Raw genomic sequence first — 13,893 nt, forward strand, 5'->3', positions numbered from 1 at the left:
TCTAGCCCTCCGCCTTCTCCTCGACCGCATCGGCCAAGGCTTCGGAGCGCGCCGCCAGTTCGGCCAGCGTTTCGAGCAGCGGCGCAGGGATCGTCGGGACCTCGACGCGTTCGGGCGCGGCGGACGATGTACGTCGGATGCGTGCGAATTCCCGCTCCAGCGACTTCAGCCGTTCCCCGCGATCGGCGACCTCCGCCTCGAGGTTCGCTGTACGGTCGGCCAGCATCAGCGCCGCCATGAGCAGCATCCGCGGCTCCGACAATCTTCCATTCTGCGCCGGAATCTTTGCGGCCTCCGCATCGAGCAATTGCGCGGCGGAGTGAAGCGCCGGCTCTTGTCCCGGCTCGCAGGAAACCTCGAAATTCCGGCCGCCGATCGTGATGGTTTCGTCAGGCATTCTGAACCTCTTCGTCCGCGTCTGCGACAACGGGATGCAGCAGACCGATGATCGCATCGAGTTCCGCGCGATCGCTCTCTCGCGCCGCACGCAGGGCATCGAGTTCCGCTTGCATCGCCGAATTGATGAGATCAGCCGTGGGCCCGCCCTCCGTTCCGGCTTCGCGCAGCGCATGGTTGGAGTTCCTGAGCGCGTCGTTCACCGCCTTCAATCGGAGACGATCGGCCTCGAGGGCCGCGATCGCCGCACGGCTTCGATCGAGCTCTGCGGCGATCGCCGCTGTCTCAGTCTCGACCGCTTCGGTCGGGGCCTCCGGCTCATCAATCCGGGTGATCCGGTCCAGGCTTCCCCCGATCCGGTCGAGGGCCGCCGTGAGCCGCCGTTGCAATTCCGTGATGTCCTGCATCCGCTTCGCTCCCGAAAGTGCTGCCAATCGTCGCGGGTTCGCCCGCGATCAGCGGATCGCTGTGATTCGCGTATCTATTGCACAATAAAACGCAATCCAACGGAGAATTCAGCCCCCTAATATCCTCCCCGCGGGGAGCAGCCGATCACGAATCGTCAATCCGCCAAGTTACTCCGGTTCGTTTCGCTTGCAGAGTGTGACATTCTCCGCTCCCCAGCCCCCAAGGCAGGTGCCAAGAGGCCTGTCATGGCCCGCCTTACACGGATTCGTCCTCCGAGGCGTGTATTCCGGTCTTATGGGTTGCCGCCTTTCGTCGAGCGCACCCGGAAGGACGAAACAAATGTCACCGGCCCGAAGGCTGCGCCCGCAATCCGTCCACGAAGATGTCGAGGCGCCTAAGAACCTGTTGTCGCCAGTCGGGCCCGGGCGGATGCGCATAGCAAAAAGCGTACATCGTTTCGATTAGATCGTCCGCCCGCACGTCGGCGCGCAGTTTTCCGCGCGCGGCACCCTGGTTTAGCAGGCGATCCACGGCCAGCCTCAGACGCTGGGACAGATCGGCATAGGATGCACGGGCATCCTCGGTCAGGGCGACCGAGAGCGCGCCCAGCAATCCCCGTTTCGTTTCGACCACCGCGACATTCGCGTGGAGCCAGGCGCGCAGCCCCTCGAGCGGATCGTCATGCGCTTCGAGCGCCTCTGCACCGGCGACGACCTGTTCGAGATCGGCGCGGTAGACGGCGTGGAACAGGGCCTCGCGATGCGGGAAATGGCGGTAGAGCGTGCCCACGCCCAGCCCCGCCTGCCGCGCAACGGCCTCGAGGCTGGCCCCGGGGCCGCCTTTGCCGAGAACGTCCCTCGCGGCCGTGATCAACCGGGCATGGTTTTCCAGGGCGTCGCGGCGTGGCTTCCGTTTCCCGTCCTCCACGTGGTCCTCGAACCTCCCTTGCAAACCGGAGGCGCCCTCCGTATAGATGAGTTGTCAGCTTTCCAGACCGGCGTCGTGGCGGAGCATAGTGCCCTTTCCACCCCGTTGCGAGCGCCGGACCCGCCCTACATTGTCCACGAACAAGGAGAGATGCATGCCGCTCTCGATCCGCCTGACCCTCAACGGTACTCCGCGCGATATCGCCCTCGACGATCCGCGGGTGACGCTTCTCGACCTGCTGCGCGAAAGGCTGGCGCTGCCCGGCACCAAGAAGGGCTGCGATCGCGGCCAGTGCGGGGCCTGCACGGTCCTCGTGAACGGCCGCCGCGTCAATTCCTGCCTGGCGCTCGCCGCCACGCTCGACGGCGCGGAGGTGACGACGATCGAGGGGTTGGCACAGCAGGACGATCTTCACCCCGTTCAGGCCGCCTTCATCGAGAATGACGGCTTCCAGTGCGGCTACTGCACCCCGGGGCAGATCATGTCCGCCGTCGGCCTCATCCTCGAGGGCGAGGCGGGCGACGATCCGGAACGGATCCGCGAGGGGATGAGCGGCAATCTCTGCCGCTGCGCCGCCTATCACGGGATCACGCGCGCGGTGCAGGAGGCCACGCGGCGGATGGACAACCAGCGCCAGGGAGACGCCGCATGAAAAACTTCGAGTTCCTCCAGCCCCTCAGCGCCGCGGACGCCGTCGCCGCCTGGACGCCCGACGCGGCCTATCTTGGGGGCGGGACCAACCTCGTCGACCTGATGAAGACGGGCGCGATGGGCCCCGACCGGGTCATCGACATAACGCGCCTGCCGGATCTCGACCGGATCGAGACGACGGAGGACGGGGGTCTTCGCATCGGCGCGCTCGTGCGCAATTCCGATCTCGCCCGCGATCCGGACCTCCTCCGTGCCGCGCCGATGGTTGCCGAGGCGCTGCTCGCCGGCGCGTCGGGACAACTTCGCAACGCGGCGACGGTCGGGGGCAACCTGATGCAGCATACGCGGTGCCCGTATTTCATGGACGCCGACGCCGCCTGCAACCGTCGTGTTCCGGGCTCGGGATGCGACGCTCGGGGCGGCGCGTGGGAGAACTCCGCGATCCTCGGACAGAGTGCTGCGTGCATCGCCACGAACCCATCGGATTTCTGCGTTCCCCTCGCGGCGCTCGGAGCCCTGGTCGATGTCGAGGGGCCGTCGGGCGGGCGCACCGTCGCGCTCGAGGCGTTCCACAAGCTTCCCGGCGACACGCCGGAGGCGGAGACGGCGCTCGAACCCGGCGAGCTTGTCGTCGCCCTCCGCCTGCCCGCCGAGGCCGCGTCCTTCGCGGGGCACAGCCGCTATCTCAAGGTTCGGGAGCGGACCTCCTACGCTTTCGCCCTCGTTTCCGCCGCGGCCGCGCTCCGCATGGACGGGGGACGCATAACCGAGGGCCGCCTCGCCCTCGGATCGGTCGCCGCGCGGCCCTGGCGGATTGCCGAAGCCGATGCGCTCCTCGCGGGCGCCATGCCGGACGATGCGCTTTTCGCACGTGTCGCGGAACGTCTGCTCGAGGGCGCCGAGCCGTCGAACGACACCGGCTGGAAGATCGATCTCGCCCGACGCACCGTGATCCGCGCGCTGCAGATGGCCGCCGCGGGCACGCCCGACCGCCTGCCCCCCCTGCCCGCCTCACCTTTCGGACCCTCGGAGGTTGCCGTCCATGCCTGAAGATTTCACCCGCCACGAACGTTTCGGCTCCAATTCCGGCCAGCCGATGACCCGCCGCGACGGGATCGCGAAGGTCACCGGGACCGCGACCTTCGCCGCCGACAACACCCGGCAGGGTCTCGTCCATGCCGTCTACGTTCCCGCCACGATCGCGCGCGGGCACGTAACCGCGCTCGACACCGAGGCGGCGACGCACCATCCCGGCGTCCTCGGCGTCATGACACCCGCCAACCGCCCCGACCTGCCGGGCGATCTCGATGCGAAGCCCACGCGCTTCTCCATGCGGATCGAGGTCCTGCAGGATGACAAGGTACGCTATGCGGGCCAGCCGATCGCGCTCGTCATGGCCGAGACGCTCGAGGCCGCGACGGAGGGAGCCCGTCTCGTCCGCGCGACCTACGAAGCGGAAACCCCGCGGACCCGGCTCGACGATGCCGAGACGTTCGAAGTCGAGACGCCCGATTTCGGCATGCCCGGAGAGACGGTCCACGGTGATCCGGAGGCCGGGCACGCGGCCGCGGCGTTCTCGATCGACGCCACCTACACGACCGCACCCCAATACCATAACGCAATGGAAAGCCATGCGGTCGTCGCCGAATGGGAGGGTGACCGCCTCGTTCTCGACACGCCGAGCCAGGCGCTCGCCATGTCCTGCGAAGCCTACGCACATCTCTTCGGCATTCCTGCCGAGAACGTGACGCTCCGAAGCCCGTATCTCGGTGGCGGCTTCGGGTCGAAGGCGATCCCGACGGGCCCGCTGGTCCTCGCCGTCCTGGCCGCGCGTGATCTCGGGCGCCCCGTGAAACTCGCGCTCACGCGCAAGCAGATGTTCGGCCCCGTCGGGCATCGCGGGCAGACCCGGCAGCGCATCCGCCTCGGCGCCGATGCCGAGGGGCATCTCACGGTCATCGATCACGAGGCGCTGGCCGCGACCTCGAGTTTCGAGACCTTCCTCGAATCGGCGGCCAATGCGAGCCAGGGGCTCTACGCCGCGAACGCGCTGCGCTCCCGCCACAAGGGCGTGCGCCTGGATATCGGCACGCCCGGTCCGATGCGCGCGCCCGGAGAGGCCTCGGGTTCCGCCGTGCTCGAATGCGCGATGGACGAGCTCGCCGAGATCGTGGACCTCGACCCGCTGGAGTTCCGCCTGCGCAACTACGCGGAGACGGAGCCTGGAACGGGGCGGCCCTATTCATCGAAGGCGCTCCGCGATTGCTACGACCAGGGGGCCGCGGCCTTCGGCTGGGCCGACCGCCCCCGCGAGAGCGGCACGATGCGCGATGCGGAAGGGCATCTCGTCGGCTGGGGCATGGGCACCGCCCTTTTCGCCGCGCCGATGTTCGCAGCCGAAGCGCGCGCCACGCTGCATGCCGACGGCACCGCCACCTTCGAGACCTCCGCCGCCGATATGGGCCAGGGGGCGTGGACCGCGCTCGCGCAGATCGCGGCCGACAGCCTCGGCCTGCCGATGGACCGGGTGGAGTTCCGCTCGGGGCATTCGGCGCTTCCCAGCGGTGGCGTTGCGGGCGGATCGGCGCATACCGCGACGGCGGGCGGGGCGCTCCACGCGGCGGGCGGCGACGTGCTGCGGCAACTGGGTGAGCTCGCGGCCCAGCAGCCCGACTCGCCCCTTTTCGGCGCCGGGAACGCACAGTTCGAAGCACGCAAGGGTCGCCTGCACATTGCCGGCGAAATCGATCGCAGCGATGCGCTCTCCGACATCCTGTCCCGCGCCGGCCGTGTCGAACTCGTCGGATCGGGTAACGCCGCGCGCGGTCAGGAGGTCACGGAGCAATATGCGATGAACTCGCATGGCGCGGTGTTCGCGGAGGTGCGGATCGATCCCGATCTTTGCCAGATGCGGGTGACGCGCCTCGTGGGCGCCTTCGCAGCGGGCCGGATCATCAATCCGCGGCTTGCGGAGAGCCAGCTCCTGGGCGGCATGATCTGGGGGCTTTCCTTCGCGCTCCACGAGGAAGCCCGGCACGACGCGAGGACGGGACGGATCGTCAACGCCGATCTCGCGGAATACCACGTGCCGGTGAACGCGGACGTGCAGGGGCTCGAAGTCATCACCGTCCACGAAGACGACCAGCACGTGAACGCGCTCGGGATCAAGGGCGTGGGCGAGATCGCCATCACCGGCACCGTGGGAGCCATCGGCAACGCGATCCGGCACGCGACCGGCAAGCGGATCCGCCATTTCCCGATCCGCCTGCAGGATCTGCTCTGACACGGAAGGCGGCGCGACGTACAGCGCCGCCACCGATCACGGGATGATCACGGGCATCGCGGCTAAGCGGTAGATCCGATAAGGTTTGAGATTTTGCGAGTCAGGCGAGAGAAGTGCCTCGAAAGCAGCTTCACCGCCTGCGCAATATCCCGGGCCTGGTGCGGTTGAGAAGACTCGAACTTCCACGGGTATTACCCCACAGCGACCTCAACGCTGCGCGTCTACCATTCCGCCACAACCGCACGCACCGGCTCGGGTGGCGCGGGTGTAGCGAAGCCCGCGCGGCTTGTGAAGGGCTTTTTCCGCATTAATTGCCGGGGACTTCACAGGCCCCGGCAAGCACCCTCATTGCAAGGGCAGCAGGACCGGCAGCAGGACCGAACCGCTCTGCGCGGGCTCACGTCCCGTGGGTAGCGACGCGACCGCCTTGCGGATCAGGCCCGTCCTCTCCGGCTGGCCCGGTGCGAAGACGGCACGGCCGTCCTCGGCCGCCGAAAGTCCCGCCTCGTACCATTCCGTCGCCCGCTCCGGCGCGGCCGGAACCCCGAAGCCGAGCGCCAAGTGATGCCCCATGAGTTCCCCATAGGCATCCTGATCCAGGCTTGCCAGGATGAGCGCGGAACCGAGCGCGACCCCCATGTCGTCGGTCCGGTAGCCTTCGGAAAGGCAAACCGTCGCCGTCGCAGCAAGGTCCGGCGCGGCGATGCCCGTGCCGCGAACGAGATCGCCCACACCCTCGAGGACCTCGTCGCGACCCTCCCGGGTCAGGGCGGCGACATGCGGGCGCATCTCCTCCCCGTAGGCCGCGCAGGAGGCCGCGATCCGGTCGGCCGGCACGCCGATGCCCGCGGCAAGATCGGCGCCGTCGCGGATCGCATAGGCCCGGGCGAGGCAGAACTGCTCGGAGAGCGCCGCCGCGCCGTTGGATGCGGCGCCGGAGGAAAAGCCGTTCGTCGCGGTCAGAAGGCTCGTATCGGCGCAATGCGACGCGAGCGAGGCGCCGACCGCGGGCGGCGGGGCGAAGAGGTTGACGAGTGTCGTTCCGGCAGCCGGCGGGCGAGCAAGCGACACGATCTCGTTGGCCGACGGGGATTGGCGCAACGACGCCTGCTGCAGACCCGCAGGGTGATCCCCGGCGGCCATCCGCGTCCCCTGCGATGCGCCCGGCTCCTTCAGCATGACGCGTGCTTCCATGTCGTCGGAGGCCGCCTGCCCGGCCGAGAGATCCCCGGCCTGTGCGCGCTCGAACGCCTCGACGAGATGCCCTCGCTCCGTGGCGTCGAGTTCGCCGTCGGACGGATACCCCATGAAATCCTGGTAGGCGGAGATCGCCTCGCGCGATTGCGGGCCGATCCGCCCGTCCACCGTGCCCGCGTCGAAACCGAAGAAGTTCAACGCTTCCTGCACGGCGCGTCCTTCCTCCGTCGCGGGGATCATGGCCCGGTCAGAGGACGGGTTCGATTGCCTCGCGCGCGAGACCCCGGGGGATTTGGAGGATTCGGTCGACGCCGCGGGCGCCTGGTTCGCCGCGCGATTGCGGACGAAGTGGTTGTAGGCCTGGCTGGCGATCGCACCCGCGACGAAATCGACGATGTCGGCCCGCGCGGGGGCGGTAGAGACCGTTAGCGCGGTCGCGGCGGCGAGTGCGGATAGAAGGCGTGTGGAACGCATCTCGAGGGACTCCCGAAAAGTGAAGCTTGGTTAACCGTCTCTTAACACCTTTTTCCGTGGCGCAGCAGCGCTTTCTTCTGCAAAAGGGCCGATGGCAGGAACGAAGGGGACGATCCGACGTGGTGGAATGGCGGATCAGCGCCGAGCCCGTCGCCTACGAGGCGGCGCTCGAGGAGATGGAGGCGCGCGCGGTGGCGATCCGCGAAGCGGGCGCGGAGGAACTCGTCTGGCTCCTCGAACATCCGCCGCTCTACACGGCGGGCACGTCGGCGAAGCGTGCCGACCTTGTCGATCCCGACCGCTTTCCCGTCTTCGAGACCCGACGGGGCGGGCAGTACACCTATCACGGCCCCGGACAGCGGGTCGTCTACGTCATGCTCGACGTCGCGCGACGAGGCCACGACGTGCGCCGCTTCGTGGCCGATCTCGAGGCCTGGGTCATCGCGACGCTCGCGGAGTTCAATGTTGTCGGAGAAATCCGGCCGGGCCGGGTCGGCGTCTGGGTCGTCCGGCCCGAAAAGCCCGCGGGACCGGACGGTGCTCCGGCGGAGGACAAGGTCGCGGCGATCGGCGTACGCTTGCGGAAATGGGTGTCGTTTCACGGGCTTGCGGTAAACGTCGAGCCGGATCTGAGCCATTTCGACGGTATCGTGCCATGCGGGATCGCCGATCACGGCGTGACGAGCCTCGTCGATCTGGGGCTGCCCGTGGTCATGTCGGATGTCGACACCGCGCTGCGCCGGACCTTCGACACCGTCTTCGGCGCGCCCGATCCCGCCTAGTCCCGGCGCGCCGCGAAGAAGTCGCGCAGCAGCGCCGCGCATTCCTCCGCCGCGATCCCGTCGTAGATCTCGGGCCGGTGATGGCTTTGCGGATGGGAGAAGACCCGCGCGCCATGCTTGACGCCGCCCGATTTCGGATCGTCGGCCCCGTAATAGAGACGGGCGATCCGGGCCGCCGCGATGACGCCCGCACAGGCCGCGCAGGGCTCGAGCGTGACGTAGAGGTCGGCGCCCGGCAGCCGCTCCGCACCCAAACTCGCGCAGGCCGCGCGAATCGCCTGCACTTCCGCGTGGGCGGAGGGATCGTTGCGCGCACGGGTCTCGTTGCCGCGCACGGCGAGGACGGCTCCGTCGGCAGCGACCACGACCGCGCCCACCGGGACCTCGCCCCGATCGGCGGCGTCGCGCGCGGCGCGCAGTGCGAGGTCCATGTGGGAACGAAAGGGGCTTTGCACGGATCGTGCATCGCCCTATGCGAACGGCATGGCAAGCCCTCCCTCTCCCCCGCCCGGCGACCGGATCGCAAAGGTAATCGCGCGCGCCGGACGCGCTAGCCGCCGCGATGCCGAGAAGCTGATCGCGGAGGGGCGCGTCAAGGTGAACGGCAAGCGGATCGATAGCCCGGCCCTGAACGTGACGGAGAAGGACCGGATCACCGTCGACGACACGGCGCTCGATCCGCCCGCCGCGCCGCGGCTCTGGCTCTACCACAAGCCGGCGGGCCTCGTGAGCACGGACCGCGACGAGAAGGGCCGCCGCACGATCTTCGACGCGCTGCCCGAAGGGATGCCGCGCGTCGTGTCGGTGGGCCGGCTCGACCTGAACTCCGAAGGTCTTCTGCTTCTGACCAACGATGGCGGGATCAAGCGGCGTCTGGAACTGCCCGCGACGGGATGGCTGCGAAAGTACCGGGTCCGCATCAACGGCACGCCCGACGACGCGGCCTTCGAGCCGCTCCGGCGCGGGATCGAGGTGGAGGGCACGCGCTTCCAGCCGATGAGCGTGACGCTCGATCGCCAGCAGGGCGCCAATGCCTGGGTGACGATCGGCCTCAGGGAGGGCAAGAACCGCGAGATCCGCCGCGCGATGGGCGATCTCGGCTTCGCCGTGAGCCGGCTGATCCGGGTGAGCTTCGGTCCGTTCCGCCTGAACGACCTTGCCGCGGGCGCCGTGGAGGAGGTCAAGGCCCGGGTGCTGCGCGACCAGCTCGGTCTCGGGACCGAAGGGCACGCACCCGCCAAGACGCGGAACGTACGGCGGCGTCGCTGAGGCTCGTGGACTTTACATCCGGACGCGGTGGCCACACATCCTTAAGGCACGGCCGGTGATCGTTCGGGCCAAACGCAGCGGAGACGGACGATGTCGCGACTGATCCTGGCGATGGCGGTTCTGGCGGTGGTGTCTTCCATGGCCTACCTCGCCCTGTCCCTGCTGCGGGGCGCGGCTTCCGCCGGGCGCGAACGCATCGAACGGATCGAATTCGGAGGGGGAACCATGCAGAAGATGTCCTATGTCCTTCTGGTCGCCCTCATCCTCTACACGGCGATCTGGGGAGGGGCCTGATGGCCCGGCGGTTCGGCGACCGGTACAGTCCCTCCGACATCCCGAAGGCCGACGCGCGCACGAAATCGGGCGGTGATCGCTGGCAGGGCAAGCGGCGGGCACGCCACGGGGCGCGACTGAACGCGCTCTTCATCGCGCCTTTCCCGCTCGTCCTCTTCGCCTTCGGACAGGACCCTGTCGGTCTCGCGCTCGATCTCGCGGCCTTCGGTGTCCTCATGGGGGCGGCCACGCTGACGCGCGAGGGTGTCCGGGCGGAGGAGGCGTTCGAGGCCCGCAAGGTCGCGCGCCGCCCCGCGCTTCCGCGCAAGATCATGGGATCGGCGCTGACCGGGATCGGTCTCGCCCTCGCGGCCGCCGGGGCCGGGAGCCTCGCGGGGCCGATCGTCCTGGGCGTACTCGGTGCCGTTCTCCACGTCATGGCGTTCGGCCCCGATCCGATGCGCGACAAGGGCGTGGCGGGCGGCGATACGTTCGAGACGGAGCGCGTCGCCCGCGCCGTCGACGAGGCGGAGGGGCATCTCGCCCGGATGCAGGCCGCCCTCGCCCCGCTCGGCGATCGGACGCTCGAGGATCGGCTGGCGCGCTTCTCCGACACGGCGCGCAGGATGTTCCGCCGGGTGGAGGAGGATCCGCGCGACCTGTCCGGCGCGCGCCGCTGGCTCGGGGTCTACCTCCTGGGGGCGCGCGATGCGACGGTGAAATTCGCCGATCTCTACGCGCGAAATCGTGATCCGGAGGTCCGCAAGGACTACATCCTGTTGCTCGACGATCTCGAAGAGGGATTTGCCCGCCGCACGGAGACGATGCTGCTTGACGACCGCTCCGATCTCGATGTGGAGATCGAGGTGCTGCGCGACCGGCTCGCACGCGATGGCGTTCTCGCCCAACGGAAAACCTGAAGACGGAACCCTCCGCCATGTCCGACGAAACGAGGAAGAAGGCCGCGGCAGCCAGCGCCGATGTCGAGGAGCTCACCCGGCTGAGCCTTCCCGATCCGGCGAGCGACGTCGTGTCCTACGCGGCGGCCGATCCGGCGAAAGCCAGCGAGATCGAACGGCGGCTGGCGGAGATCGACATCTCCGACACCAATTCCATCGTCCGCTTCGGAAGCGCCGCGCAGGCGGAATTGCAGCGGATCAGCCAGTCGATGCTCGCCGATGTCCGCAACAAGGATGTGGGCCCGGCGGGCGACAGCCTGCGCGGCATGGTCGCCACGCTGCGTGGCTTTTCCGCGGCGGAGCTCGATGTCCGGCGCAAGCGGACGTTCTGGGAGAAGATGCTCGGCCGCGCAGCGCCGATGGCCAAGTTCATCGAACACTACCGTGACGTGCAGAGCCAGATCGACCGACTGACGGCCGCCCTAGAAGGTCACGAGCACCAGCTTCTCAAGGACATCAAGTCGCTCGACAAGCTCTACGAGAAGACGCTCGCCTTCTACGACGAGCTCGGCCTCTACATCGCGGCGGGCGAGGAGAAGCTCCGCCGGGTCGATGCCGAGGAGATTCCCGCCCGGGAGGCCCGCGTCCTCGACGACGACGTGATGGCGGCGCAGGCGCTGCGCGACCTGCGTTCCGCGCGCGACGATCTCGAGCGCCGCGTCCATGACCTGAAGCTCACCCGGCAGGTCACGATGCAGTCCCTGCCCTCCATCCGGCTCGTGCAGGAGAACGACAAGAGCCTGGTGATGAAGATCAACTCCACGCTCGTGAACACCGTGCCGCTGTGGGAGACGCAGCTCGCGCAGGCCGTCACGATCCAGCGGTCGGAGGACGCGGCCGATGCCGTGAAGGGCGCCAACGACCTGACGAACGAGCTTCTCTCGGCCAATGCGAAGAACCTCCGGCAGGCCAACGCCAAGATCCGTCAGGAGGTCGAGCGCGGCGTCTTCGACATCGACGCGGTGAAGGCCGCCAATGCCGATCTCGTCGCCACGATCGAGGATAGTCTCAGGATCGCCGACGAGGGCAAGGCGCGGCGTGCCGCTGCTGAGGCGGATCTGGGTCAGATGGAAGCGGAACTCAAGCAGACCCTCGCCGCGGCGCGGTCGCGCGATGGCGGGCGGACCGGCTGATCCATGCAAATCCCCCGGTTCCCCCTTGCCGCCGTCTTCGTCGCGGCGCTTTTTCTCGCGGGGTGCGAGAGCCCGGGCCCCGTCGATCCGTCACCGCGCCCCGCCGCGCGCCCCGCTCCCCCCGCGGCCTCGCCAGACGCGCCGGATCCTCCTCAGAGGTCCGAGAGCAGCCGGCTTCTCTCGACCTATTACGCGCGGGTCCAGAACGACCTTCTCTCGCAAGGCCTCCTGCGCCGCGACGGTGGCGGGGTGGATACGCCCTTCGATGCCGACAGGCTCGCGCGGACCTTCGTCCGTGTCGCACTTTTCGAGGAATACGCGACCGATACCGGACGTCTGGTCGCGCGGGAGACCGAAAGCCGCCTGCATCGCTGGGAGCAGCCGGTGCGGATCGACACGATGTTCGGCGCCTCCGTTCCCGCCGGCCAGCGCCTGCGCGACCGTGCCAATGTCGAGCGCCTTGCCAACCGGCTCGAGAGCGCGACCGGGCATCCCGTTTCGACCGTCCCGTCGAACGGGAACTTCACCGTCTTCATCGTCGACGAGGACGAGCGCCGCGCGCTCGGTCCGGAGCTCCGGCGCCTGGTGCCGGGGATTTCGGAGATCGCGCTCAACTCCATCCTCGCACTGCCGAAATCGAGCTATTGCGTCGTCTTCGCGCTCGATCCCAGCGATAGCGGCCGTTACACCCGCGCGATCTCGATCATTCGCGCCGAACATCCCGACCTCCTGCGGCTCTCCTGCATCCACGAGGAAATCGCGCAAGGCCTCGGCCTTCCCAACGACACGCCCACCGCGCGACCCTCGATCTTCAACGACGACGAGGAATTCGCGCTTCTCACCCGCCACGACGAACTGCTCCTGAAGATGCTTTACGATCCACGCCTGCGCCCCGGCATGCGGCCCGACGAGGCGGCGCCGATCGCCCGGCGCATCGCCGAAGAGCTTGTCGGCGGATCGTCCTGAGGCGATAAAGGGCCGCGCGGCTTGGCAGGGGCAAGGGCGATGAGCATCTTCGACTTTCTCTCCGGACAATTCATCGACGTCATCCACTGGACCGACGACAGTCGCGACACGATGGTCTGGCGCTTCGAGCGCTACGGCCACGAGATCAAGTACGGCGCCAAGCTCACCGTCAGGGAGGGCCAGGCGGCGGTCTTCGTCCACGAAGGGCAGCTCGCGGACGTGTTCACGCCCGGCCTCTACCTTCTCGAGACGAACAACATGCCGGTGATGACCACGCTCCAGCATTGGGATCACGGGTTCCGCTCGCCGTTCAAGTCCGAGATCTACTTCGTCTCCACGCGGCGCTTCACCGATCTCAGATGGGGCACGAAGAACCCTGTGATCCTGCGCGATCCGGAATTCGGCCCGACCCGCGTACGCGCATTCGGTACCTATGCGATGAAGGTCGCGGATCCGGCGCGGTTCCTGCGCGAGATCGTCGGCACCGATGGCGCCTTCACCGCCGACGAGATCAGCTTCCAGCTCCGGAACGTCATCGTGCAGGAGGTCTCCCGCGCGATCGCCTCGTCGAACATTCCGGTCCTCGACATGGCGGCCAATACCGACGATCTGGGCCGTCTGGTGGCGGCGGAGATCGCTGTGACGATGGCTGAGTACGGGGTGGCGATCCCGGAGCTCTACATCGAGAACATCTCGCTGCCCGCCGCGGTGGAGGCGGCGCTCGACAAGCGGACCTCGATGGGCGTCGTGGGCGATCTCGGGCGCTACACGCAGTTCCAGGCCGCGGAGGCCCTCGCGCGCGAGGGCGGCGCGGCGGGCGACGCGATGGGTACGGGCCTCGGCGCGGGGATCGGGCTCGAGATGGCGCGCCAGATGGGCCAATCGGGCCCCTGGGGGCCGCGCCCCGCCGCCGCGCCGCCGCCGCCACCGCCACCGCCGGTGGAGCATGTTTGGCACATAGCGGAGGGCGGGCGCACGCATGGCCCCTATTCGCGCGCCAGAATGGGCCGGATGGTCAGTGAAGGGACGCTTTCCCGCGACAGCTATGTCTGGACCCAGGGCCAGGACGGCTGGATGCGGGCTGAGGACGTCGCCGAGCTCGCGCAGCTCTTCACCGTGATGCCGCCGCCCCCGCCGGACGCGTGAGCCCCTCCTCCACCGGACCCTGGGGCGCG

Annotated in this window: 15 protein-coding genes and 1 tRNA gene; 10 read left to right on the top strand and 6 right to left on the bottom strand. The window is 68.5% G+C overall.

All coding sequences use genetic code 11. The features are described from left to right. Position 1: 1 nt before the first annotated feature. The 3 genes from LX81_RS07320 to LX81_RS07330 form a co-directional block, all read right to left on the bottom strand. A complete protein-coding gene (locus tag LX81_RS07320) occupies positions 2 to 397 on the bottom strand; it encodes a cell division protein ZapA (protein WP_111536643.1) in 396 nt (131 codons plus the stop codon). After that, on the bottom strand, positions 390 to 803 hold the full coding sequence (locus LX81_RS07325) for a hypothetical protein (RefSeq protein WP_111536644.1): 414 nt from the start codon (positions 801 to 803) through the stop codon (positions 390 to 392). The genes LX81_RS07320 and LX81_RS07325 overlap by 8 nt, the downstream gene beginning before the upstream one ends. Positions 804 to 1,146: 343 nt before the next feature. After that, entirely contained in the window at positions 1,147 to 1,731 is a 585-nt protein-coding gene (locus LX81_RS07330) for a TetR/AcrR family transcriptional regulator (RefSeq protein ID WP_111536645.1), read from the bottom strand. 154 nt (positions 1,732 to 1,885) lie between these two features. On the opposite strand from LX81_RS07330, the gene LX81_RS07335 reads away from it, so the two are divergent. The 3 genes from LX81_RS07335 to LX81_RS07345 are packed head-to-tail and all read left to right on the top strand — an operon-like array spanning position 1,886 to position 5,665. Continuing rightward, a complete protein-coding gene (locus tag LX81_RS07335) occupies positions 1,886 to 2,383 on the top strand; it encodes a (2Fe-2S)-binding protein (RefSeq protein ID WP_111536646.1) in 498 nt (165 codons plus the stop codon). Then, positions 2,380 to 3,432 carry an FAD binding domain-containing protein gene (locus tag LX81_RS07340; RefSeq protein WP_111536647.1) on the top strand — a complete coding sequence of 351 codons (1,053 nt, stop codon included), beginning with the start codon at positions 2,380 to 2,382 and terminating at the stop codon, positions 3,430 to 3,432. The genes LX81_RS07335 and LX81_RS07340 overlap by 4 nt, the downstream gene beginning before the upstream one ends. After that, a complete protein-coding gene (locus LX81_RS07345; protein ID WP_111536648.1) occupies positions 3,425 to 5,665 on the top strand; it encodes a xanthine dehydrogenase family protein molybdopterin-binding subunit in 2,241 nt (746 codons plus the stop codon). Before LX81_RS07340 ends, LX81_RS07345 begins: the two co-directional genes overlap by 8 nt. Positions 5,666 to 5,821: 156 nt before the next feature. Here the strand turns inward: LX81_RS07345 and LX81_RS07350 are convergent. Further along, positions 5,822 to 5,907 (bottom strand) — tRNA-Leu (locus tag LX81_RS07350). A 103-nt stretch (positions 5,908 to 6,010) separates the two neighbouring features. Beyond that, on the bottom strand, positions 6,011 to 7,336 hold the full coding sequence (locus LX81_RS07355; RefSeq protein WP_111536649.1) for a peptidoglycan-binding domain-containing protein: 1,326 nt from the start codon (positions 7,334 to 7,336) through the stop codon (positions 6,011 to 6,013). A gap of 77 nt (positions 7,337 to 7,413) precedes the next feature. On the opposite strand from LX81_RS07355, the gene lipB reads away from it, so the two are divergent. Further along, positions 7,414 to 8,118: a lipoyl(octanoyl) transferase LipB gene (lipB, locus tag LX81_RS07360; RefSeq protein WP_272939474.1), complete on the top strand. Its 705-nt coding sequence runs from the start codon at positions 7,414 to 7,416 to the stop codon at positions 8,116 to 8,118. Here lipB and LX81_RS07365 read toward each other — a convergent pair. After that, complete coding sequence (locus tag LX81_RS07365; RefSeq protein WP_111536651.1) at positions 8,115 to 8,549, bottom strand: nucleoside deaminase; 435 nt, start codon at positions 8,547 to 8,549, stop codon at positions 8,115 to 8,117. The two genes, lipB and LX81_RS07365, sit on opposite strands and share 4 nt — an antisense overlap. A gap of 52 nt (positions 8,550 to 8,601) precedes the next feature. Here LX81_RS07365 and LX81_RS07370 point away from each other — a divergent pair, with 52 nt between their 5' ends. The 6 genes from LX81_RS07370 to LX81_RS07395 all read left to right on the top strand — a co-directional run bounded on the left by LX81_RS07370 (position 8,602) and on the right by LX81_RS07395 (position 13,864). Next, positions 8,602 to 9,387: a pseudouridine synthase gene (locus tag LX81_RS07370; RefSeq protein WP_234822518.1), complete on the top strand. Its 786-nt coding sequence runs from the start codon at positions 8,602 to 8,604 to the stop codon at positions 9,385 to 9,387. A gap of 90 nt (positions 9,388 to 9,477) precedes the next feature. Then, positions 9,478 to 9,681, top strand: a complete 204-nt coding sequence (locus LX81_RS07375) for a hypothetical protein (RefSeq protein WP_111536653.1) — start codon at positions 9,478 to 9,480, stop codon at positions 9,679 to 9,681. Continuing rightward, positions 9,681 to 10,580 carry a 5-bromo-4-chloroindolyl phosphate hydrolysis family protein gene (locus tag LX81_RS07380; RefSeq protein ID WP_111536654.1) on the top strand — a complete coding sequence of 300 codons (900 nt, stop codon included), beginning with the start codon at positions 9,681 to 9,683 and terminating at the stop codon, positions 10,578 to 10,580. The genes LX81_RS07375 and LX81_RS07380 overlap by 1 nt, the downstream gene beginning before the upstream one ends. A gap of 17 nt (positions 10,581 to 10,597) precedes the next feature. Further along, positions 10,598 to 11,752 carry a toxic anion resistance protein gene (locus tag LX81_RS07385; RefSeq protein WP_111536655.1) on the top strand — a complete coding sequence of 385 codons (1,155 nt, stop codon included), beginning with the start codon at positions 10,598 to 10,600 and terminating at the stop codon, positions 11,750 to 11,752. Between the two features lie 3 nt (positions 11,753 to 11,755). Then, positions 11,756 to 12,718, top strand: coding sequence for a DUF2927 domain-containing protein (locus LX81_RS07390; RefSeq protein ID WP_111536656.1), 963 nt, complete (start codon positions 11,756 to 11,758; stop codon positions 12,716 to 12,718). A gap of 39 nt (positions 12,719 to 12,757) precedes the next feature. After that, positions 12,758 to 13,864, top strand: a complete 1,107-nt coding sequence (locus LX81_RS07395) for an SPFH domain-containing protein (protein ID WP_111536657.1) — start codon at positions 12,758 to 12,760, stop codon at positions 13,862 to 13,864. Positions 13,865 to 13,893 lie beyond the last annotated feature (29 nt).

Origin of the sequence: Palleronia aestuarii, from assembly GCF_003253995.1 — a bacterium.
GTDB classification, from domain to species: domain Bacteria; phylum Pseudomonadota; class Alphaproteobacteria; order Rhodobacterales; family Rhodobacteraceae; genus Palleronia; species Palleronia aestuarii.